Here is a 20351-nt window from a genome sequence, read left to right on the forward strand (position 1 = left end):
TTCAGCGCGAGGTGTCGAAGACCTCGTCGCGGGTCGTCGCGAGCGCGCTCTCCAACGCGCCGCGCAGGACGGGGTGTTGGCGTACGTCGCCGACGACGAGCCGGGGCCTGGCGGCGGCCAGCTCCTCCAGCTCCGCCTGGACGAGGGCGCGCAGCACCTCGCCTCCGGAGGTCAGCGAGCAGCCGCTGAGGACGACGAGTTCCGGGTCGAGCACGGAGACGAGCGAGGCGAGACCGGTGGCGAGCCGCGTGGCGTACGCCCGCAGGAGCTCCCGGTGCGGTCCGCCGCCGTGATCCGCGGCCGTCGCCACGAGCGCGGCGGCGACCTCGGCGTACGGCCCCGACGGGATCTCCTCGATGCCGAGTTCACGGGCCAGTCGGGGGACCGCCTGCGAACCGGCCAGCTCCTGGTAGCCGCCGCTGTTGGCCTTGGTGACCTGGCGGACCAGGGGTGCGCCGGGCACCGGCAGGAAACCGACCTCGCCGGCGCCGCCGGTCCAGCCGCGGTGCAGCCGCCCGCCGAGGACGAGGGCGGCGCCGAGGCCGCCCTCGTTCCAGAGGAGGACGAAGTCGTCGTGCCCGCGGGCCGCCCCCAGCCGCTGTTCCGCGACGGCGACGAGGTTGACGTCGTTCTCGTACTCGACCGGCATCGGCAGGGCCGCCGCGAGTTCGTCGAGGAGGGTGGGGGAGTGCCAGCCGGGCAGGTGGGAGGCGTAGCGCAGCCGGCCGGTGTTGGGGTCGAAGGCGCCGGGGGTGCCGATGACGAGCCGGTGGACGTCGTCCCGGGCCAGTCCCGCCGCCTTCACGGCTCCGTCGAGGGCGTCGGTGACCTGCCGTACGACCGACTTCGCCGACGGCCTGCCGGGGGTGGGCAGCTCGTACTCGCCCACCGTGCGGCCGGTGATGTCGGCGACGGCGGCGAGGACGCGTTCGGGGGTGACGTCGAGGCCGGCGGCGTGGGCGGCGGCCGGATTGACCTCGTACAGCTGGGCGTTGGGGCCCGGTCGGCCCTCGCTGGTGCCCGTCGCGAGTACGAGTCCCGCCGCCTCCAGGCGGGCGAGGAGCTGTGAGGCGGTCGGCTTGGACAGGCCGGTGAGCTTGCCGATCCGCGTGCGGGACAGCGGCCCGTGCTCCAGCAGGAGGTCGAGCGCGGCGCGGTCGTTCATGGCGCGCAGGACGCGCGGGGTGCCCGGCGTACCGGCGGTTCCTGCCATGGGGTCGACACCTGCCTTTCAACTGCCCAGCTTCTCAGCGATCAGGGGGATGAGTCCATCCTTGATCACCCGTCGATCACTGTTAGGAAAGTTTCCTTCCAGTGGCAGGAAGGTAAGCCCGTCGGGAAGGGGGCGTCAATAGAGAACGCCCCCGAGGCAACAGAGTCGTTACCTGCGGGGGCGGTGGGAGGCGGAGTGCGTGCGGACCGGCGTTGCCGCCCTACTTCGGCTGAGGCGCCGGCCGCGGCGCCGCGATCGGTGAAGCCGCCGCGACCTGAGGGGAGTCCGCGTTGGAGAACACCGACGGGGCCGCGACCAGCGCCGTCGGGTCCGGGGTCTCCTCGTCCGCCGGGGCCGTGGCACCGCCCACGATGCGGATGTCCGCCGCGTCGAACGCCCGCTTGATGCGCCAGCGCAGTTCGCGCTCGACGGTGAGTGCCTTGCCGGGCATCGTCTTGCCCGAGACGCGCACGACCATCGAGTCGAGGAGGACGGAGTCGAGGCCCAGCACCTGGATGGGCCCCCACAGCAGCTCGTTCCAGGGCTCCTCCGCGCTCACCTTCTCCGCGACCTCGTCGAGTGTGGCCTTGACCCGGTCCAGGTCCTCGGACGCCTTGACGGTCACGTCGACGCCGGCCGTCGCCCAGCCCTGCGAGAGGTTGCCGATCCGCTTGATCTCGCCGTTGCGGACGTACCAGATCTCGCCGTTGTCGCCGCGCAGCTTGGTCACGCGCAGCCCGACCTCGATGACCTCGCCGGAGGCCACACCCGCGTCGATCTGGTCCCCGACGCCGTACTGGTCCTCGAGGATCATGAAGACGCCGGAGAGGAAGTCCGTGACGAGGTTGCGGGCGCCGAAACCGATCGCCACACCGGCGACACCGGCGGACGCCAGCAGCGGGGCCAGGTTGATCTCGAACGTGGCCAGGATCATCAGGGCCGCCGTGCCCAGGATCAGGAAGCTCGCCACCGAGCGCAGCACGGACCCGATCGCCTGCGAGCGCTGGCGGCGGCGCTCGGCGTTGACCAGCAGCCCGCTCAGGGCCGTGCCGTCGACCGACTCCACGGTCCGGGTCATACGGTCGATCAGCTTGGTGATCGCCCGCAGTACCACCGTTCTCAGCACCGCCGCGATCACCAGGATCAGCAGGACTCTGAGCCCGATCGCGAGCCACGTCGACCAGTTCTGCTCGACCCAGCTGGCTGCGTTCGTCGCGCTCTCCTGGGCGTCCTGGAGGGACGGGACGGACACGGTCGGCGACTCCGAGGGAGACGGCGACGGCGAACCGGCGGCCAGTAGGACGGCGGACAAGGACACGGCAGGTACCTCCAGTGCGGCGGTCTGCCCCACCGGCAGGTGGTCACGGAGGGTCCGCGGCCGATCAAGGTCACGGAACGGTCACCGGAAAGGCAGGCTCACCACACTATCGGGGCATTGTGTGTGGATCGTTGCGTTGTCCGGGGGAGAGACCGCGCTCACTTGGGGATGAACTGGAGGGATGAACCGTTCACGACCCGGGGGATGAATCAGATGTGGTCGAAAACACTCCCAGCCCGTTACCGGGAGATGGTGGCGCGTTCACCAGGCAAGAGGGGAGACTGACTGCAGATCGTCCCGGCGCGAGCCACGCGCCGCCGACGCCCAAGGAGGCATCCGTGCCGCATGTCCTGGTCCTCAACGCGTCGTACGAGCCGCTCGGCGTCGTACCGCTCCGCCGCGCGCTCGTCCTCGTCCTCGAGAACAAGGCCGTCTGCCTCGAGGAGTCCGGCGCCTTTATGCACAGCGCAACCGTCACAGTCCCCGCACCCAGCGTGGTCCGGCTCAAGCGATTCGTCCGGGTTCCCTATCGGGGGCCCGTCCCTCTGACCCGTAGGGCGCTGTTCGCCCGCGACGGGGGCCGGTGCATGTACTGCGGTGGCGTCGCAACCAGCGTCGACCACGTCATCCCGCGCAGTCGCGGGGGCAAGCACGTCTGGGACAACGTGGTGGCGTCCTGCCGCCGCTGCAACCACGTGAAGGCCGACCGTCACCTCGTCGAGATCGGCTGGCGGCTGCGCCACAAACCAGCTCCGCCCACCGGCCTCGCCTGGCGCATCATCGGGACCGGCCATAGGGACCCGCGCTGGCTGCCCTACTTGCAGCCGTACGGCGCGGACGACGCCTTGGCCCGGATCGACGGCATCTCCGCCTGACGATCCGGGCCTTCGCATTGCCGTGAACACGGACGGCTGCGAACCGACCCCGGGGGTCCCCCGTGCCCCCGGGACCGGTCGGTCGTGCGGCGCTCACACGTAGCGCAGTTCCGCCGGGTGCACCGAGCGGCGCAGCAGCGGCAGCGCGGTGGCCGCCGCCAGCAGACAGCACGCGTACACCGCTACCGGCACCAGCAGCGCCACATACGGCACGGCAGGGACGGTGTGCTCCGTGGTGAGCGAGGCGTACCAGACGCCGATCGCCATTCCGTCCACGCCCGCCACCGCCACCGCGGGCGCCAGCGGCAGCGCGGTCTCGAGCAGCAGCGCCCGGACCAGCACCCCGCGCGGCACGCCGGCGGCGGTCTGCGCGGCCAGGCCGCGGCGCCGGGTGGCCAGGGACTCGGCGGTGCCGACGGCGAGACCGCACAGGACGAGCGCGAGAGCGACGAGGATCGCGGCGGCCGTCAGATCGATGCCCGTCGTATAGAAAGCCATGTCCATGCCGAGCGAGCCGTCGCCGCGCATGGCGCGCAGATCGGCGAGCAGCACCTGCCGTACGCCGACGAAGCCCGTGCCCACGAGCGTCACCAGCAGTACGGCAGCGTGCGTACGGGCCGTCGCCCACGGGTCGTCGCGCAGCCGTTCCGCCGCGATGAGCGGCGCCGGGCGGCGCGCGCGGACGGCGAGCACGCGGCCGAGCAGCCCGGACGACCAGCCCGTCAGCCACACCGCCACGACGCCGACCAGCAGGATCAGGGCGAAGACCATCAGCTGGGGCAGGGAGGAGGTGAGGGCGTCACCGTTGTCCGGGGTCAGGACGGTCAGCAGCACCAGCATCGTGCACAGCCCGGTCACCGCCAGGAACGCCCGCCCGGGAGGCCGCGTGGGCCGCACCCGGCGTACCCGGCCGAGGGGCGAGGCCACCACCCGGCGCAGCGCCAGCGCACTCGCCGCCGCGCCCAGCACGGGCACACCCAGGGCGACCAGGACGATCCCGGCCCAGGCGAGCACGGTCGGGTGGGACCACAGGGAGAGCAGGACCGGTGTCGCGACCGCGGTGGCGACCGCCGAGCCCAGCAGGCAGGCAAGGCCCGTCTCCAGCGCGGCGATCCGGCGTACCTGCCAGGGCGTGGCTCCGGCCAGCCGCAGCCCGGCCAGCCGCCGGTCGCGGTGGACGGCGCCGATCCGCGCGGTCTGACCGAGGAAGCCGAGCACCGGGATCAGGAGCAGCAGCAGGGTGAAGACCACGCCGGTGCGTTCGCCGGGCTGGTTCAGCAGGCCGTGCGCCAGCCCCGTGTCGTAGCTGCCGCGCAGCGCGGCCAGGACGACGGCCGCCAGCGCGAATCCGGTCGCGAGCGCCGCCCCGAGCGCGGTGAGCCCGGCCCGCCACCACTCACGCCGGTCGGAGCCCCGGGTGAGCTGCCAGGCGATCCGGAGGTCGGAATCCACCGTCCTCACGCCGTCACCCCCGCCGACGCCACGACCCCGTCGCTCAGCCGCACCTCGCGGTCCGCGTACGCGGCCACCTGGGCGTCGTGCGTGATCAGCAGCACGGACGTGCCGGATTCGCGGGCCGTGTGCACCAGGGCCGTCATCACCTGCTCGGTCGCCAGCGAGTCCAGCGCCCCCGTCGGCTCGTCCGCGAAGACGATCTGCGGACCGGTGACCAGGGCCCGGGCCAGTGCCACCCGCTGCGCCTGGCCGCCGCTCATCTCACCCGGCCGCAGCTCGCCCTGACCGCGCACCCCGAACCGCTCCAGCCACCCCCCGGCCCGCTCCCGGGCGTCCGTGCGCGGGGCTCCGGCCAGCATCAGCGGCAGCGCCACGTTGTCCAGGGCCGTCAGCTCGGGTATCAGCTGCCCGAACTGGAACACCACCCCGAACTCCGTGCGGCGCAGCTCGCTCAGCCGCTTCTCGGGCAGCTCGTCGAGCCGCTCCCCGGCGTACGTCACCGTGCCCTCGTCCGGCCGGACGATCCCGGCCAGACAGTGCAGCAGCGTGGACTTGCCGCTGCCGCTGGTCCCGGTGACGGCGAGGATCTCGCCGGCGCCCAGCTCGACCGAGGCGCCGCGCAGGGCCGGTGTCCTGCCGTGGGCCTTGGCGAGGTCACGGGCCGCGAGGCGCGGGACCGTCGTACCCCCGTGGTTGCTCATGCTGCGTCGACCTCCGCGGTCAGAGTGATCAGCCGGGCCGCCGTGGTCGTCATCCAGCGGAGGTCGGCGTCGAGATGGTTGAGGGCGTAGTCCGCCGAGAGCACGGTCGCGAGATCGCCGCCCGGGGCCGTCTTGACGGCCGTGAGCTCCCGCATCCGCGCCATGTGGGCGTCGCGCTGCGCCCGCAGGTAGGCGGCCGGGTCGCCGCCGGACAGGATCGACACGACGACCTTGGCGAAGATCTCGTTTGTCACGAACGGTGCCGGTGGTGCCACCGTTTTCGACCACTGGGCCAGCTCGCGCGATCCGTCCGTGGTCGACCGGTACACGGTCCGCTCCGGGCCGCCGTCCGAGTCGGTGCCCTCGACCTCCGCCAGGCCGTCGCGGACCAGACGCTGCAGGGTCGTGTACACCTGCCCGTAGGCCAGCGGACGGGCCTGCGGGAACCGTTCGTCATGGCGTCGCTTGAGGTCGTAGCCATGGCTCGGCCCCGCCGCGAGCAGGCCCAGCAGGATGTGACGGGTGCTCATGGAGCTCAGTATGTACTGGCTACATGTACTGAGTGAATAGTGATCGGGAAATTCGCAGGGCGTGGAGGATGGAATGTGACGAGATGCGCGTTGTTCGCTGTACGACGTCTGGCGCCGCGCCCGCTGGGTAGGGCTGCGGTAACCCGTTGAACGCCGCACTCGACAAGGAGGCCAACACGTGGCCGCACCGGCACACCTTCTGCTCCCGGCCCTCTCCAAACGCATGGCGGAGCCGCCCATCGAGCCCGCCGAGCCCCACCTGTGCGCCTTCAGCGCCGAGGGCGCCTGCACCGAGGCCCCGCTGACCAGCGAACCCCCGCTGCCCGACGCCGAACCCCTCACCAGCGAACCGCCGCTCGCCGCCGCGGACTCCGACTCCACGAGGCCGTAGATGACCGCACCACGGCCGGCCGCACCACCCGGCGAGGACCTGTCCCGGCTCGCCGAGCTGCACGGCGTCGCCACCTCCTACAGTCCCTCCCCGGACCGTACGGTCGCCGCCTCGGCCGCCGCCGTCACCCGCGTCCTGACCGCCCTCGGCGTCGACGCGGGCACCCCGGAGGCCACCCGCGCCGCGCTCGCCGCCCGGGAGCGGGAACTGCGGGAGCGGCTGCTGCCGCCCACAGTGGTGTGCTGGAGCGGCGGCGAGCCGGAGGCGACGGCCGCACTGCCGGACGGCACCCGCCTGCGCATCGAGACCGAGCAGGGCGAGACCCGCGCCACCGCCGCGCAACTCCCGCTCGGCGTCCACCGGTTGACGGCCACCGCACCCGACGGACGCACGGCCGACGCCCACCTGGTCGTCGCCCCGCCCCGGCTGCCCACGCCGACGTCACGCTCGTACGGACTCCTCGTCCAGCTCTACTCCCTCCTCTCCCGGCGCTCCTGGGGCATGGGCGACCTGGGCGACCTCGCCGAACTCACCGCCTGGGCCGGCCGCGCCCTGGGCGCCGGGTTCATCCAGGTCAACCCCCTGCACGCGGCCGTCCCCGGCGCCCCCACCGATCCCTCGCCCTACCGCCCCTCCTCCCGCCGCTTCCCCGACCCCGTGCACCTGCGCGTCGAGGACGTCCCCGAGTACGCGTACGTCGGGGACCGCGAGGGGGTGCGCTCGCTGCTGGAGCGGGCCGCACGCCTGCGCGAGGCGGTCCTGGAGAAGGACGCGCTCATCGACCGGGACGCGGTGTGGGAGCTCAAGCGGAAGGCGCTGGAGCTCGTGCGGGAGGTACCGCTCGGGCCCGGACGGCGCGCCGCGTACGCCGACTTCCTCGCCGAACAGGGCGAGGCCCTCGAGGACCACGCGACCTGGTGCGCGCTCGCGGAGGTGTACGGCTCGGACTGGGGCAGGTGGCCCGCAGGCCTCCAGGACCCCCGCTCGCCGGAAACGGCGCGCGCCCGGGCGGAGCTGATCGACAGAGTCGACTTCCACTCCCGTCTCGCGTGGCTCACAGACGCCCAGCTCACCGCCGCGCAGCGGGAGGCGCGCGAGGCCGGGATGCCCATCGGGATCGTGCACGACCTGGCGGTGGGCGTGCACCCGGGCGGCGCGGACGCGTGGGCACAGCAGGACCACTTCGCGGCGGGGATGTCGGTCGGCGCTCCCCCCGACGCCTTCAACGCACGAGGCCAGGACTGGGGCCTGCCGCCGTGGAGACCGGACAGACTGGCGGAGTCGGGCTACGCGCCGTACCGACGGCTCCTGCGGGCCTTGTTCCGCTACGCCGGCGCCCTGCGCATCGATCACGTCATGGGCCTGTTCCGCCTGTGGTGGGTCCCGCAGGGCGAGGCACCGACCGAGGGCACGTACGTCCGCTACGACGCCGAGGCCATGCTCGCGATCCTGGTCCTGGAGGCCTCGCGGGCCGGATCCGTGGTGATCGGCGAGGATCTGGGCACCGTGGAGCCGGGCGTCCGCGAGACGCTGCGCGAGCGCGGGGTGCTGGGCACGTCGGTGCTGTGGTTCGAACGCGACTGGGACGGCGACGGCCTGCCGCTGCCCCCCGACCGCTGGCGCGCGGACTGCCTCGCCACCGCCACCACCCACGACCTCCCGCCCACCGCGGCCCGCCTCACCGGAGAGCACGTCGACCTCCGCGACAGCCTGGGCCTGCTGACCCGCCCCGTCGGGGAGGAACGCGCGGAGGCGGCCGCGGACACGGGGGAGTGGCTGGCACTGCTGGCCCGCCTGGGCCTGCTCGACGGCACGGGCGGAGGCCTCGGCACGTCCTCGGAGGAGGCCGAGATCCAGGCCCTCCACCGCTTCCTGCTCCGCACCCCGGCCCGCATGCTCGGCCTCTGGCTCCCGGACGGCGTCGGCGACCGCCGCCCCCAGAACCTCCCCGGCACGTGGGACCAGTATCCGAACTGGCGCCTTCCGATCGCGGACGCGCAGGGCCGTCCCGTGACGCTGGAGGAACTGGCGGCTTCGCCGAGGTTGCACGCGCTGGTGGATGTGCTGCGGCACGGGGGGTGAGCGCCGACCGTCGTCCGCCGGGTGCGGGTGGTGGGCGGCTGGTCGCTGAGTGGGCCGCTCGCGCACGGGGCGCCTCATACCGACCCCGGACGCGCGCCCCGATCCCGCGTTCGCTACTTTTGCACCGTGGACAAGAAGAACGCCCTGCGCGCCGGCACCCTTGCCGCCGGTACGACGCTGATGATGCTGCTCATGTCGTCCCCCGCGCTCGCGCTCACCCGCGACGACGGCGACGACCCCGGCAAGGGCCTGAGCGTCATCGAGACGCTGGGCCTCTACCTCGTGGCCCCGGTCGCGCTGTTCGCGGTCATCACCGGCCTGGTGATGGTCCTGGACAAGTCGCACCCCTCGCACCGGGTGACGAAGGCCAAGGCCGGCTCGAAGGCCTGACGGGGCGTTCCGCCCCGAGCACCGCACGCTTCCCGAGGGCGCCGACTCTCCCACGTACGCGCACCAGCCGTACGTGGGCGAGTCGGCGCCCTCGGCGTGCCGATCAGGGGCTCGGCGCCGTCAGATACCGCTGCACGGTCGGCCCCAGCCACGCCACGACCTCCCCACGGCTGAGCCCCACGGCCGCCGGGAGGCGCAGGATGTACCGCGTGAGCGCCAGCCCGAGCAACTGCGTCGCGCAGAGCCCGGCCCGGGCCGGCACCTGCTCCGGATCAGGGCACACCGTCCGGGCGACCGGGAGGAGCTGCTCCCGGAAGATCGCCTGCATGCGCTCGGCCCCGGCCTGATTGGTCGCCCCGACCCGCAACAGGGCGGTGAGCTGCTCGTTCTCCTCCCATATGGCGAGGAAATGGGTCACGAGCGCCCGTCCGACGTCGTGCCGGGGCAGCGCGCCCAGTTCCGGCAACCGCAGATCGACGGCGACGGCCGCCGCGAAGAGGCCCTCCTTGTTGCCGTAGTAGCGCATCACCATCGAAGGGTCGATGCCGACGTCCTTGGCGATGGCGCGGATGGTGGCCCGCTCGTACCCGTCCGCGGCGAACCTCTCCCGGGCGGCTTCGAGGATGGCCGCGCGGGTGGCATCGGAGCGCCGGGCCGGGGCCGTGGGCTTGCTGGCTGGCATGTCAACAAGCGTAGGCCAACGAGCGTTTGCCAACAAGTGTTGACTCCCTCCCGAAAGTGCGCCTATGTTTGCCAACGAGCGTTGACCAACAAGTGTTGACCAACAAGCGTTGGCACCCCAGGAGGCCAAGATGACCGGCACCACTGGCAGCACCCGCACCAACGTGATCGTCGTCGGCTCCGGCCCCACCGGCCTGCTCCTCGCCGCCGACCTTGCGGTCGCCGGTGTCCGCGTCACCCTCCTCGAGAAGCGCCCCCACAAGATCAGCAACCTCTCCCGCGCCTTCGTCCTGCACGCCCGCACACTCGAGCAGTTCGACGCCCGCGGTCTCGCCGACGACCTCGAGGCGGTCGGCCGCCGCCTCGACCGTCTCCGCCTCTTCGGCCGCCTCACCGTGGCCCTCGACACCCTCCCCTCCCGCTTCAACCACCTCCTCGTCATCCCCCAGTACGAGGTCGAGAAGCTCCTGGAGCGGCGCGCGGTGGAGGCCGGCGTGGAGTTCCGGTACGAGACCGAGGTGACCGGTCTGACCCAGGACGCGGACGGCGTGACCGTCGAGGTCCGCACCCCCGGCGCACAGACCGCGACCCTGCGCGCCGCCTACGTCGTCGGCACCGACGGGATGCGCAGCGCCGTCCGCAGCGCGATCGGGCTGCCCTTCCCCGGCCACTCGGTCATCCGCTCCGTCGTCCTCGCGGACGTACGGCTCGCGGAGGAGCCCGAGACCCTGCTCACCGTCAACGCCGTCGGCGACGCCTTCGCCTTCCTCGCGCCCTTCGGTGACGGCTACTACCGCGTGATCGGCTGGAACCGTGCCCGCAACGTCCCCGACAGCGAGCCCCTCGACCTCGACGAGGTCAAGGAGGTCACCCGGCTCGCCCTCGGCCGCGACTTCGGGATGCACGACGCCCGCTGGATGTCACGGTTCCACAGCGACGAACGCCAGGCGCCCGCCTACCGCGTGGGCCGCGTCCTCCTCGCCGGTGACGCCGCTCATGTCCACACCCCGGCCGGCGGCCAGGGTATGAACACCGGCCTTCAGGACGCGGCCAACCTGAGTTGGAAGCTCGCCCAGGTGGTCAACGGCCACGCACCCGGCACCCTCCTCGACACGTACCAGTCCGAACGGCACCCGGTCGGCAGGTCGGTCCTGCGCAGCAGCGGCGGCATCGTCCGCCTGGCCATGGCCAAGAGCCCCTGGACCCTGGCCCTCCGCGCGGCTCTCACGACCTTCCTGAACACCGCAGCCCCGGCCCGCCGCAGGGCCATCGGCCGGATCACCGGCATCGGCTACAGGTACGCTGCCCCCCGCGGCGCCCACCGTCTCACCGGCACCCGTGTCCCCGACGTCGCCCTCGCCGACGGCGGCCGCCTCTACGAGGCCCTCCGTGGCGGCCGCTTCGTGCTGATCACCCCGAAGGCGGAGGAGGGGGAGACGTACGACGACCAGGGTGCCCGCAAGGGCAGGCTGACCGTCGAGCGCTGGGCGAGCGACCGCCGTACGACCGTCCTGGTCCGCCCCGACGGATACGTGGCCTGGGCGGCCGAGGCCGCCGATCCGGCCGCGATCGAGGCGGCTCTCGCCGCCCACGTGGGCTGAGAGCGGACTACGGCCTCTCGGTCCCCGTCAGCAACTCCCTCAGCAGGTCGGCCAGTCGGCCGGCCTGCTCCTCGTCGAGGGCCGCGGTCAGGGCCTCCGTCTGGACGGCGAGTCCCGCGCCGACCGCCTCGTCGATCAGTTCCAGGCCCTTGTCCGTCAGGGTGACCTGCAGGGCCCGGCGGTCGTGCGGGTCGGGGGAGCGGCGCAGGAGGCCGGCCCGTTCCAGTTTGTCGAGGCGGCCGGTCATGCCGCCGGTGGTGAGCATCAGCGTCGCCGAGAGCTGACGGGGGGAGAGGGTGTACGGTTCCCCGGCGCGGCGCAGGGTGGCGAGGACGTCGAACTCGCCGCGGGAGATGCCGAACCGCGCGTACGCCTTTTCCATCCGGTCGCCCATCGCGCGCGCGAGCCGGTAGACACGGCCGAAGATCTCCATCGCCCGGGTGTCGAGGTCCGGCCGTACGAGGGCCCACTGCTCGATGATCGCGTCGACCGGGTCCCCGGGCGCCCTGGGTGCGGGGTTCTGGCTGCTCATGAGGGGAGTATCGGCCGCGTTCCGCTCGCCCGCAAGAAAGTGGCTTGACGGAAAGTAGCTTAGAGCTAAGCTACTTTCTACTAAGTTCGGCGGCGGCCGCGGCCCTGCTGCTCCGCGTGGAGCGGCGGCTGCCGGAGGAGGCGGTACGGCCCGTGCCGGTCACCGTCGCCCGCGGCGCCGGCCCCGACGCCTCCCCGACCGCGCCGGTGACGGCGCACGCCCCCCGCCTCTGCGGCGCCTCTCTCGGTGCAACCCGCGACTCCTCCGAAGGGACCCGGCCATGAAACGGCCCGCGACCGTCCTGCTCACCGCCCTCGCCCCCGTCTCCTGGGGCACCACCTACGCCGTCACCACCGAGCTGCTGCCGCCCGACCGCCCCCTGTTCACCGGTCTGATGCGTGCCCTTCCCGCCGGACTGCTGCTGCTCGCCGTGTCCCGGGTGCTGCCGCGCGGTGCCTGGTGGTGGAAGGCGGCGGTCCTCGGCGCGCTGAACATCGGCGCCTTCTTCCCCCTCCTGTTCCTCTCCGCCTACCGGCTCCCGGGAGGCATGGCGGCCGTCGTCGGCTCGGTCGGGCCGCTGTTCGTCGTCGGCCTCTCGGCGGTACTGCTGGGCCGGCGGCCGACCGTGCGGTCCCTGCTCGCCGGGGTCGTGGCCGCGTTCGGCGTCAGCCTGGTCGTGCTGAAGGCGGCCGGGGCGCTGGACGCGCTCGGCGTGATCGCTGCGCTCGCCTCCACCGTGTCCATGTCCACCGGCACGGTCCTGACCAAGAAGTGGGGCCGGCCCGACGGGGTGGGCCCGCTGGCGCTCACCGGCTGGCAACTGACCGCGGGCGGCCTGCTGATCGCCCCGCTCGCGCTTCTCGTCGAGGGTGCCCCGCCCGCGCTGGACGGCCCCGCGATCGGCGGCTACCTCTACCTCGCGCTGGCGAACACGGCGGTCGCGTACTGGCTCTGGTTCCAGGGCATCGGCCGGCTCACCGCCACCCAGGTCACCTTCCTCGGCCCCCTGTCGCCGCTGACCGCGGCCGTCGTCGGCTGGGCGGCGCTCGGCCAGGCGCTGACACCGGTCCAACTGGCGGGGATGGCGCTGGCGTTCGGGGCGACGGTCATGGGACAGGGCGGTGGCTCGCGGGCGATCCGCGAAACGCGCCATCGGCAACAAGGCGCTCTTGACGCTGATGTACACCGGCACGACTGTTGGCGGGATGCGGACATCGTTGTATCCGGCCGTCGATGAACTGGAGTGGCAGGCCCGCGCGTTGGCCGCAGCCTCGCCCGGCGTGCTGCGCCTGCGTGTCGTCGGCGAGAGCCGGGCGGGACGGCCGATACGGCTGCTGTCCGCCGGGCACGGGGACCGGCAGATCCTCACCGTCGCCGGAGCGCACGCCAACGAACCGGTGGGCGGCGCCTCCGCACTCCGCCTTGCCGGGGTGTTGGCACGCCGGCCGCGGATGCTCGAACGGCTCGGCTGCACCTGGCACTTCCTGCTCTGCCTCGACCCGGACGGGGCACACCTCGCCCACGGCTGGCAGCCCGAGGAACCGGCACCCTCCCTGGAGAGGTGCCACCTGCGCCTCTACCGGCCCGCGTTCGCCTGTCAGCCGGAGTCGCTGCCCGCACTGGGCGAGAACCGCGACCCCCTGCCCGAGTCGGCGACGCTCGTACGGCTGCTCGACGAACTGCGGCCGGTCGCCCAGTTCACGCTGCACGGCATCGAGTTCGGCGGCGCCTTCGCCATGCTGACGCGGGACGTGCCCGGCGCCGCGCGCGCCTTCCGGGAGACCGCGGCGCTCCTGCGCATCCCCCTGGACGACCACCCCTGCGACGGCCCCGACTGGCACCCTGACCCGCCCGGCATCCTGCAACTGCCCGCCGGCCGGGCCGGGAGCGAGCGCGACCCGAGCGGTTTCGTCGCCGAGAGCACCTGGCTGTACCCGCGCCGGCACGGCACCCTGACCGCGCTCGTCGAGGCACCCGCCTGGGCCGTCCCCGCGGTGAGCGACGCACGGCCCGCCGCCGACCCGCAGCGGGAGATCGCGCGGGTGGGGGAGGTGCTGCTGGGCCGTACCCGGGAGCTGACGGCCGTGCTGGGGGACCGCGCGGACAGCGACGTCCCCGAGGAACTGGTGCCCCTGCGCGAGGCCGGCCGGGAACTCGTCGGCGTGGCGCCGTCGGTCGCCGCCACCTGGACGGCGGAGGAACTCAGCGGCTCCCGCGGCCACTTCGCCACCCTCGGCATCGCCGCCCGCCGTATCCCGCTGCGCGCGGCGGCCATGCTGCGCCGGGCCCTCGCCCACACCGCCCCGGAGACCGCCGAGGCCCTCGCGGACCTGGTGCGCGAGTGGTGCCAGGAGCTGGACAAGGCGTACGACCCGCGGTGGGTGCCGGTCTCCGCGCAGACGGCACTGCATGTGCGGGCCATGCTGGACATCGCCGGGCGGGTGTGCGGGTCGGGTGGGTGACCGGTCCGGTCGTCCGCCCGACCCGCTTTTGGGCTATTCGGCGTCCACGGCCTGGGCGGCGCCGTCGTGGGTGCCGGTCTCCGCGCAGACGGCACTGCATGTGCGGGCCATGCTGGACATCGCCGGGCGGGTGTGCGGGTCGGGTGGGTGACCGGTCCGGTCGTCCGCCCGGCCCGCTTTTGGGCTATTCGGCCGCCGCGTCCGCGGCCTGGGCGGCGCCGTCGTGGGTGCCGGTCTCCGCGCAGACGGCACTGCATGTGCGGGCCATGCTGGACATCGCCGGGCGGGTGTGCGGGTCGGGTGGGTGACCGGTCCGGTCGTCCGCCCGACCCGCTTATGGGCTATTCGGCCGCCGCGTCCGCGGCCTGCGCCCTCAGTGCCCGCTCCACGCCGGCGCGCGACTCCGACACGAGCCGCCGCAGGGCCGCGTTGGGCTCGGCGGCGCCCAGCCAGATGTCCGTCCTGGTCAGGGTCTCCTGCGACACCTGGATCGCCGGGTAGAGGCCGATCGCGATCTGCTGGGCGATCTCGTGGGAGCGGGAGTCCCAGATGTCCTTGACCACCTCGAAGTACTTGTCGGCGTACGGGGCGAGCAGCTCGCGCTGGTCGGTCTGGACGAAGCCCGAGATGACCGCCTCCTGAACGGCGTTCGGGAGCTTGTCCGACTCGATGACCGAAGCCCAGGCCTCCGCCTTGGCCTCCGGGGTCGGGCGGGCGGCCCGCGCGGTCGCCGCGTGACGCTCGCCGGCGGCCGTCTTGTCCCGCTCGTACTCGCCGGCGAGCTCCGCCTCGTCGAACCGGCCGACGGCGGCGAGCCGCTGCACGAAGGCCCAGCGCAGCTCGGTGTCGACGACCAGCCCCTCGACGGTCACGGAACCGTCGAGCAGGCTCTCCAGCAGGTCCAGCTGCTCCGGCGTACGGGCCGTCGCCGCGAACGCCCGCGCCCATGCCAGCTGGTGGTCGCCGCCCGGCTCGGCCGCGCGCAGGTGGGCCAGCGTGGCGTCGGTCCAGCGGTTGAGGAGTGCCTCGCGGGCCGCCGGGTCGGCGTACAGGTCGATCGCCAGCTTCACCTGGCGCTGCAGCGACTGCACGACGCCGATGTCGGACTCCTTGCCGATGCCCGACAGGACGAGGGACAGGTAGTCGCGGGTGGCGAGCTCCGCGTCCCGGGTCATGTCCCAGGCCGAGGCCCAGCACAGCGCGCGCGGCAGCGACGCCTCGAAGTCGCCCAGATGCTCGGTGACGAACGCCAGCGACTGCTCGTCCAGGCGGACCTTCGCGTACGACAGGTCGTCGTCGTTGAGCAGGACGACGTCCGGGCGGCGCCGGCCGATCAGCTGCGGTACGGCGGTCAGCTCGCCGTCGACGTCCAGCTCGACACGCTCGTCGCGCAGCAGCTTGCCGCTGTCGCCGTCGAGGTCGTACAGGCCGATGGCGATCCGGTGCGGCCGCAGGATCGGCTCGCCCTTCGCGCCGATCGGGAGGGCCGGGGCCTCCTGGCGGATGGCGAAGGAGGTGATGACACCGTCGGCGTCCGTCTGGATCTCCGGCCGCAGGACGTTGATACCGGCCGTCTCCAGCCACTTCCTCGACCACGTCTTCAGATCGCGCCCGGAGGTCTCCTCCAGGGCACCGAGCAGGTCGGACAGGCGCGTGTTGCCGTACGCGTGACGCTTGAAATAGGCCTGCACACCGCTGAAGAACTCGTCCATGCCGACGTACGCGACGAGCTGCTTGAGGACGGAGGCACCCTTGGCGTACGTGATCCCGTCGAAGTTGACCAGCACGTCGTCGAGATCGCGGATCTCGGCCATGATCGGGTGGGTGGAGGGCAGCTGGTCCTGCCGGTAGGCCCACGTCTTCATGGAGTTGGCGAACGTGGTCCAGGAGTGCGGCCACCGGCTCTCGGGCGCGTACGCCTGGCAGGCGATCGACGTGTACGTGGCGAACGACTCGTTCAGCCACAGGTCGTTCCACCACTCCATGGTGACGAGGTCGCCGAACCACATGTGGGCCAGCTCGTGGAGGATCGTCTCCGCGCGCACCTCGTACGCCGCGTCGGTCACCTTCGACCGGAAGACGTACTGGTCGCGGATGGTCACGGCACCGGCGTTCTCCATCGCGCCCGCGTTGAACTCCGGCACGAACAGCTGGTCGTACTTCTCGAACGGGTACGCGTAGTCGAACTTCTCCTGGAACCAGTCGAAGCCCTGCCGGGTCACCTCGAAGATGGCGTCCGAGTCGAGGAACTCGGCGAGCGACGGGCGGCAGTAGATGCCCAGCGGCACGCTCTGCCCGTCCTTCTCGTACACGCTGTGGACCGAGTGGTAGGGGCCGACGATCAGCGCGGTGATGTACGTCGAGATGCGCGGCGTCGGCTCGAAGGCCCAGACGTTGTCGTCCGGCTCGGGCGTCGGCGAGTTGGAGACGACAGTCCAGCCCTCCGGCGCCCGCACGGTGAACTGGAAGGTCGCCTTGAGGTCGGGCTGCTCGAACGAGGCGAACACGCGCCGCGCGTCGGGCACCTCGAACTGGGTGTACAGATAGGCCTGCTGGTCGACCGGGTCGACGAACCGGTGGAGGCCCTCGCCGGTGTTGGTGTAGGCGCAGTCGGCGACGACGCGCAGCACATTGCGCCCCTCGAGGAGCCCCGGCAGGGCGATCCGCGAGTCCGCGAAGACGTCTCGGGGCTCGAGCGGGTCGCCGTTGAGGGTCACCTCGTGGACGGCCGGGGCCACCAGGTCGATGAAGGACTCCGCGCCGGTCTCGGCGACGTCGAAGCGCACCGTGGTAACGGACCGGTAGGTGCCGCCCTCCTGCGCGCCGGAGAGGTCGAGTTCGATCTCGTACGAGTCAACGGTGAGCAGCTTCGCCCGCTGCTGCGCCTCTTCGCGAGTCAGGTTTGTGCCAGGCACGCGGTCATCTCCTCGTCATGTGTCGGTGGCGCCATCCTTCCACGGGACCTGCACGGAACGCGATGTCCGTTTACCGCCGGTGAGCGGGGCGGACCCGGGCGAGTGTGGGGACATGACGATTTACACCGCACGACCAGTCACGCCCGCCGTTCTGAAGGAGCTGCGCTCTGCTGACGACGCGGGACGCGAGATGGTTCCCGTGACCGATGAGGAGGGAGGTGCGCCGCTGCGCTGCTGCCTTCGCCGCAGCGAGCCGGGCGAGCGGATCGCCCTCGTCTCGTACGCGCCTTTGCGCCGCTGGGCGGCGGAGACGGGAGTGGATCCCGGGGCCTACGACGAGCAGGGCCCCGTCTTCATCCACGCGGAGGAGTGCGCGGGACCGACCGGAGACGACCACCCCTTCACCGACGCCCACCGCACGGTCCGCCGCTACTCCGCCGACGGGCACATCCTGGGCGGGCGGCTGGTGGAGGAGGCGAAGGGGTTCGACGGGGCCTTCGCGGAGGCGTTCACGGACCCGGAGGTCGCGCTCGTCCACGTGCGGGCGGTGGAGTACGGCTGCTTCCTGTACGAGGTCCGCAGGTACTGACGCGGAAGGGCGGCCACCACTCGCGGTGACCGCCCTTGGACCGAGGCAGGGCGTCAGCCCTTCAGCTCCGCCGCCACCAGCTCCGCGATCTGCACCGCGTTCAGCGCAGCGCCCTTGCGGAGGTTGTCGTTGGAGATGAACAGGGCGAGCCCGTGCTCCACCGTCTCGTCGGCGCGGATGCGGCCGACGTACGACGGGTCCTTGCCGGCCGCCTGCAGCGGCGTCGGGATGTCGGTGAGGACGACGCCCGGCGCGTCGGAGAGGAGCTGCGTCGCGCGCTCCGGCGACAGCGGGCGCGCGAAGCGGGCGTTGACCTGGAGGGAGTGGCCGGAGAAGACCGGGACGCGCACGCAGGTGCCGGAGACCTTGAGGTCGGGGATCTCGAGGATCTTGCGGGACTCGTTGCGGAGCTTCTGCTCCTCGTCCGTCTCGTTCAGGCCGTCCTCGACGAGGTTGCCCGCGAAGGGGAGCACGTTGAAGGCGATGGGCCGCTTGTAGACGCCGGGCTCGGGGAAGTCCACCGCCTCGCCGTCATGGGTGAGCTTGTCGGCGTCGGCGACCACCTTCTGCGTCTGGCCGTGCAGCTCGGCCACGCCCGCGAGGCCCGAGCCGGACACCGCCTGGTAGGTGGCGACGACGAGCGCCTCGAGGCCGGCCTCCGCGTGCAGCACCTTCAGGACCGGCATCGCGGCCATCGTGGTGCAGTTCGGGTTGGCGATGATGCCCTTGGGGCGGTCGGCGACGGCGTGCGGGTTCACCTCGGAGACGACCAGGGGTACCTCCGGGTCCTTGCGCCAGGCGGAGGAGTTGTCGATCACGACGGCGCCCTGGGAGGCGACCTTTTCGGCCAGCGCCTTGGAGGTGGCACCGCCCGCGGAGAACAGCACGATGTCGAGGCCGGTGTAGTCGGCGGTCGCCGCGTCCTCCACCGTCACGCCGTCCAGGACCGTCCCGGCCGAGCGGGCCGAGGCGAACAGGCGCAGCTCGTCGGCCGGGAAGTTCCGTTCCGCGAGGATCCTGCGCATGACCGTGCCGACCTGACCGGTGGCTCCGACGATTCCGACCCTCACGGCGACTCCCTTGCGTGTTCTTGAATGGCTGCGGCGTTTCCATCATGCGGCCGACCCGGGTCCGCCTGTCCAATTCTTTGCGCCCCATGCCCGAGGGCTGGGACGACACGGCGTGATCAACGGTTGTGGAACTCCCGCCACACCTCTTCTGAGCTGGAGAAATTCGCCTTACGATCACGTCTCGCCGCAAGCTGTGCTGCTCGTTGCCGAGATGTGACGTACGCCTCCGAACGTTTCCGGCGCCACCGGCGTCGTAGGAGAAACGCGGCGAGGGGAGGGGTGCTGTGCTGCGCAGAAAGGCCCGTCGCGGCCAGGGGGAGGACGCGCACGCCGTCCACGGGGATCCCCTGGACGCGGCCCAGGAGCGACGGGTACGGGCGGTACTCGCCCTGGGTGGGGTGCCGCAGGCGGACCTGCTGGACGGGGTGCAGCAGGTCCGCCTGCGGCTGCTGGAACGGGCCGCGAGCGGCCGCGAGGCACCACGGGACGTGTCCGCGTGGGCGGCGGTCGTCGCCTCCAACCTCGCCATGGACTGGCACCGCGCCAAGCGCCGCCAGGACCGGATCGGCGAGCGTCTGGCCTCCCTGCGCCAGCCGGCGCACCCCTCCGGCGAGGACACCAGCCTGCTGTCGCTCGCCGTGGCCCGGGGCCTCGACGAACTGCCCGACGCCCAGCGGCAGGTCCTCGTCCTGCGCTTCTACGCCGACCTGCCGGTGCGTTCCATCGCCGAGGAGCTCGGCGTCCCGGAGGGCACGGTCAAGAGCAGGCTGCACACGGCGGTACGGGCCCTGCGCGCCCGCCTGCACGAGGACGAGGTGGTGTGACGTGACCGCCGAACACGACAACCGCGACGACCACGACGGCCTGGACCCCGGGATGGTGGCGCTGCTGCGCGAGCAGCTCGGCGTCATCGCCGACGCACTGACGGAAGCGGACCGGGAAGGGCTCCAGGAGATCGCCGGGGCGCCGCACCCCGCTCCGGTACGGCAGGAGCGTCCCGTACGGCCGCCCCGGCGCCGCTGGTTCCCCCTCGCCGTGCAGGCCGCCGGCGTCGCCGTGGCCGGTTCCCTGGTCGTCGGCCTGGGCTGGCTGGTCTCCCAGGCGGGCAGCGGGGCGAACGACCTCGGTGCGTCCAGCGACGCGGAGAAGTCGCAGGCGGACTCGGACTCGAAGGCGGACGCGGGCGCCGGGAGCGTCTTCGGTGCCCCCACCTATCTCGCCTGCGCCCGACTCGTCGTCGAGGGCGACGTCACGGACGTGGAGCGCGTCCCCGGCACCGCACGGGACCGGGTGGTCCTGCGCGTGACCCGCTACTACAAGCCCGACCAGGGCAAGGCCGAGGTCAGCTTTGTGGTGGAGCAGGACATGGACCCCCTGCTGAACCGGGGCGACCACGTGCTCGTCGGCTTCTCCGGGCAGTCAGCGACGCCCGACGCCTGGGTCGTCGGCGCCGGTGACATCGCCCGCGAAGAGGTCGCCGTCGCGCAGGGTCTCTCCGAGTCGCGCGCCCTGCAGTGCGCGGAATGACAAAGGGCGGGCGCCCGGT

Annotated in this window: 19 protein-coding genes; 10 read left to right on the forward strand and 9 right to left on the reverse strand. The window is 72.5% G+C overall.

Translation table 11 applies throughout. The features are described from left to right. Window position 1: 1 nt before the first annotated feature. Window positions 2–1213 (reverse strand): ROK family protein, encoded by a 1212-nt coding sequence (locus ABZO29_RS28480; protein WP_367323022.1) that lies wholly within the window; start codon window positions 1211–1213, stop codon window positions 2–4. Window positions 1214–1433: 220 nt separating this feature from the next. Then, complete coding sequence (locus tag ABZO29_RS28485) at window positions 1434–2531, reverse strand: mechanosensitive ion channel family protein (RefSeq protein WP_367323023.1); 1098 nt, start codon at window positions 2529–2531, stop codon at window positions 1434–1436. Between the two features lie 338 nt (window positions 2532–2869). Here ABZO29_RS28485 and ABZO29_RS28490 point away from each other — a divergent pair, with 338 nt between their 5' ends. Continuing rightward, entirely contained in the window at window positions 2870–3406 is a 537-nt protein-coding gene (locus ABZO29_RS28490) for an HNH endonuclease (RefSeq protein ID WP_121888680.1), read from the forward strand. 93 nt (window positions 3407–3499) lie between these two features. Here ABZO29_RS28490 and ABZO29_RS28495 read toward each other — a convergent pair whose 3' ends face one another. The 3 genes from ABZO29_RS28495 to ABZO29_RS28505 are packed head-to-tail and all read right to left on the reverse strand — an operon-like array spanning window position 3500 to window position 6092. Beyond that, window positions 3500–4867 carry an FtsX-like permease family protein gene (locus ABZO29_RS28495; RefSeq protein WP_367323024.1) on the reverse strand — a complete coding sequence of 456 codons (1368 nt, stop codon included), beginning with the start codon at window positions 4865–4867 and terminating at the stop codon, window positions 3500–3502. Further along, window positions 4864–5562, reverse strand: coding sequence for an ABC transporter ATP-binding protein (locus tag ABZO29_RS28500; RefSeq protein WP_367323025.1), 699 nt, complete (start codon window positions 5560–5562; stop codon window positions 4864–4866). The genes ABZO29_RS28495 and ABZO29_RS28500 overlap by 4 nt, the downstream gene beginning before the upstream one ends. Next, window positions 5559–6092: a PadR family transcriptional regulator gene (locus ABZO29_RS28505; protein WP_367323026.1), complete on the reverse strand. Its 534-nt coding sequence runs from the start codon at window positions 6090–6092 to the stop codon at window positions 5559–5561. Before ABZO29_RS28505 ends, ABZO29_RS28500 begins: the two co-directional genes overlap by 4 nt. Window positions 6093–6270: 178 nt before the next feature. On the opposite strand from ABZO29_RS28505, the gene ABZO29_RS28510 reads away from it, so the two are divergent. The 3 genes from ABZO29_RS28510 to ABZO29_RS28520 all read left to right on the forward strand — a co-directional run bounded on the left by ABZO29_RS28510 (window position 6271) and on the right by ABZO29_RS28520 (window position 8955). After that, window positions 6271–6483 (forward strand): hypothetical protein, encoded by a 213-nt coding sequence (locus tag ABZO29_RS28510; RefSeq protein ID WP_367323027.1) that lies wholly within the window; start codon window positions 6271–6273, stop codon window positions 6481–6483. Further along, window positions 6484–8565 (forward strand): 4-alpha-glucanotransferase, encoded by a 2082-nt coding sequence (gene malQ / locus ABZO29_RS28515; RefSeq protein WP_367323028.1) that lies wholly within the window; start codon window positions 6484–6486, stop codon window positions 8563–8565. 126 nt (window positions 8566–8691) lie between these two features. Next, window positions 8692–8955: a hypothetical protein gene (locus tag ABZO29_RS28520; RefSeq protein WP_367323029.1), complete on the forward strand. Its 264-nt coding sequence runs from the start codon at window positions 8692–8694 to the stop codon at window positions 8953–8955. Between the two features lie 103 nt (window positions 8956–9058). On the opposite strand, the gene ABZO29_RS28525 is transcribed toward ABZO29_RS28520, so the two are convergent. Beyond that, window positions 9059–9637 carry a TetR family transcriptional regulator gene (locus ABZO29_RS28525; protein WP_367323030.1) on the reverse strand — a complete coding sequence of 193 codons (579 nt, stop codon included), beginning with the start codon at window positions 9635–9637 and terminating at the stop codon, window positions 9059–9061. A 130-nt stretch (window positions 9638–9767) separates the two neighbouring features. On the opposite strand from ABZO29_RS28525, the gene ABZO29_RS28530 reads away from it, so the two are divergent. After that, the gene (locus tag ABZO29_RS28530) at window positions 9768–11237 is read left to right on the forward strand and encodes an FAD-dependent monooxygenase (RefSeq protein WP_367323031.1); all 1470 of its coding nucleotides are present in this window, start codon (window positions 9768–9770) and stop codon (window positions 11235–11237) included. A gap of 7 nt (window positions 11238–11244) precedes the next feature. Here the strand turns inward: ABZO29_RS28530 and ABZO29_RS28535 are convergent, their stop codons facing one another. Then, window positions 11245–11769 carry a MarR family winged helix-turn-helix transcriptional regulator gene (locus ABZO29_RS28535; RefSeq protein WP_367323032.1) on the reverse strand — a complete coding sequence of 175 codons (525 nt, stop codon included), beginning with the start codon at window positions 11767–11769 and terminating at the stop codon, window positions 11245–11247. Window positions 11770–12049: 280 nt separating this feature from the next. Between ABZO29_RS28535 and ABZO29_RS28540 the strand changes: the two genes are divergently transcribed. Together ABZO29_RS28540 and ABZO29_RS28545 are read left to right on the forward strand one after the other, a co-directional pair. Continuing rightward, window positions 12050–13006, forward strand: coding sequence for an EamA family transporter (locus ABZO29_RS28540; RefSeq protein WP_367323033.1), 957 nt, complete (start codon window positions 12050–12052; stop codon window positions 13004–13006). Further along, entirely contained in the window at window positions 12975–14231 is a 1257-nt protein-coding gene (locus ABZO29_RS28545) for a M14 family zinc carboxypeptidase (RefSeq protein WP_367323034.1), read from the forward strand. The genes ABZO29_RS28540 and ABZO29_RS28545 overlap by 32 nt, the downstream gene beginning before the upstream one ends. A gap of 341 nt (window positions 14232–14572) precedes the next feature. Here ABZO29_RS28545 and pepN read toward each other — a convergent pair whose 3' ends face one another. Further along, window positions 14573–17146 (reverse strand): aminopeptidase N, encoded by a 2574-nt coding sequence (pepN, locus tag ABZO29_RS28550; RefSeq protein WP_367323035.1) that lies wholly within the window; start codon window positions 17144–17146, stop codon window positions 14573–14575. A 112-nt stretch (window positions 17147–17258) separates the two neighbouring features. On the opposite strand from pepN, the gene ABZO29_RS28555 reads away from it, so the two are divergent. Then, window positions 17259–17735 (forward strand): DUF1203 domain-containing protein, encoded by a 477-nt coding sequence (locus ABZO29_RS28555; RefSeq protein ID WP_367323036.1) that lies wholly within the window; start codon window positions 17259–17261, stop codon window positions 17733–17735. A gap of 53 nt (window positions 17736–17788) precedes the next feature. On the opposite strand, the gene ABZO29_RS28560 is transcribed toward ABZO29_RS28555, so the two are convergent. Beyond that, window positions 17789–18805 (reverse strand): aspartate-semialdehyde dehydrogenase, encoded by a 1017-nt coding sequence (locus tag ABZO29_RS28560; protein ID WP_367323037.1) that lies wholly within the window; start codon window positions 18803–18805, stop codon window positions 17789–17791. 284 nt (window positions 18806–19089) lie between these two features. Here ABZO29_RS28560 and ABZO29_RS28565 point away from each other — a divergent pair, with 284 nt between their 5' ends. Both ABZO29_RS28565 and ABZO29_RS28570 read left to right on the forward strand, forming a co-directional pair. Continuing rightward, on the forward strand, window positions 19090–19629 hold the full coding sequence (locus tag ABZO29_RS28565; protein ID WP_367323038.1) for an RNA polymerase sigma factor: 540 nt from the start codon (window positions 19090–19092) through the stop codon (window positions 19627–19629). 1 nt (window position 19630) lies between these two features. Continuing rightward, window positions 19631–20332, forward strand: coding sequence for a hypothetical protein (locus tag ABZO29_RS28570; protein ID WP_367323039.1), 702 nt, complete (start codon window positions 19631–19633; stop codon window positions 20330–20332). Window positions 20333–20351 lie beyond the last annotated feature (19 nt).

The organism is Streptomyces sp. HUAS ZL42 (genome assembly GCF_040782645.1).
GTDB lineage: Bacteria > Actinomycetota > Actinomycetes > Streptomycetales > Streptomycetaceae > Streptomyces.

What these genes read in the sequence shown, in the direction of transcription:
- ABZO29_RS28480 (WP_367323022.1), bottom strand. Translation starts at nt 1,213, where the DNA reads ATGGCAGGAACCGCCGGTACGCCGGGCACCCCGCGCGTCCTGCGCGCC.
- ABZO29_RS28500 (WP_367323025.1), bottom strand. Translation starts at nt 5,562, where the DNA reads ATGAGCAACCACGGGGGTACGACGGTCCCGCGCCTCGCGGCCCGTGAC.
- ABZO29_RS28505 (WP_367323026.1), bottom strand. Translation starts at nt 6,092, where the DNA reads ATGAGCACCCGTCACATCCTGCTGGGCCTGCTCGCGGCGGGGCCGAGC.
- malQ (WP_367323028.1), top strand. Translation starts at nt 6,484, where the DNA reads ATGACCGCACCACGGCCGGCCGCACCACCCGGCGAGGACCTGTCCCGG.
- ABZO29_RS28525 (WP_367323030.1), bottom strand. Translation starts at nt 9,637, where the DNA reads ATGCCAGCCAGCAAGCCCACGGCCCCGGCCCGGCGCTCCGATGCCACC.
- ABZO29_RS28530 (WP_367323031.1), top strand. Translation starts at nt 9,768, where the DNA reads ATGACCGGCACCACTGGCAGCACCCGCACCAACGTGATCGTCGTCGGC.
- ABZO29_RS28535 (WP_367323032.1), bottom strand. Translation starts at nt 11,769, where the DNA reads ATGAGCAGCCAGAACCCCGCACCCAGGGCGCCCGGGGACCCGGTCGAC.
- ABZO29_RS28540 (WP_367323033.1), top strand. Translation starts at nt 12,050, where the DNA reads ATGAAACGGCCCGCGACCGTCCTGCTCACCGCCCTCGCCCCCGTCTCC.
- ABZO29_RS28545 (WP_367323034.1), top strand. Translation starts at nt 12,975, where the DNA reads ATGCGGACATCGTTGTATCCGGCCGTCGATGAACTGGAGTGGCAGGCC.
- ABZO29_RS28555 (WP_367323036.1), top strand. Translation starts at nt 17,259, where the DNA reads ATGACGATTTACACCGCACGACCAGTCACGCCCGCCGTTCTGAAGGAG.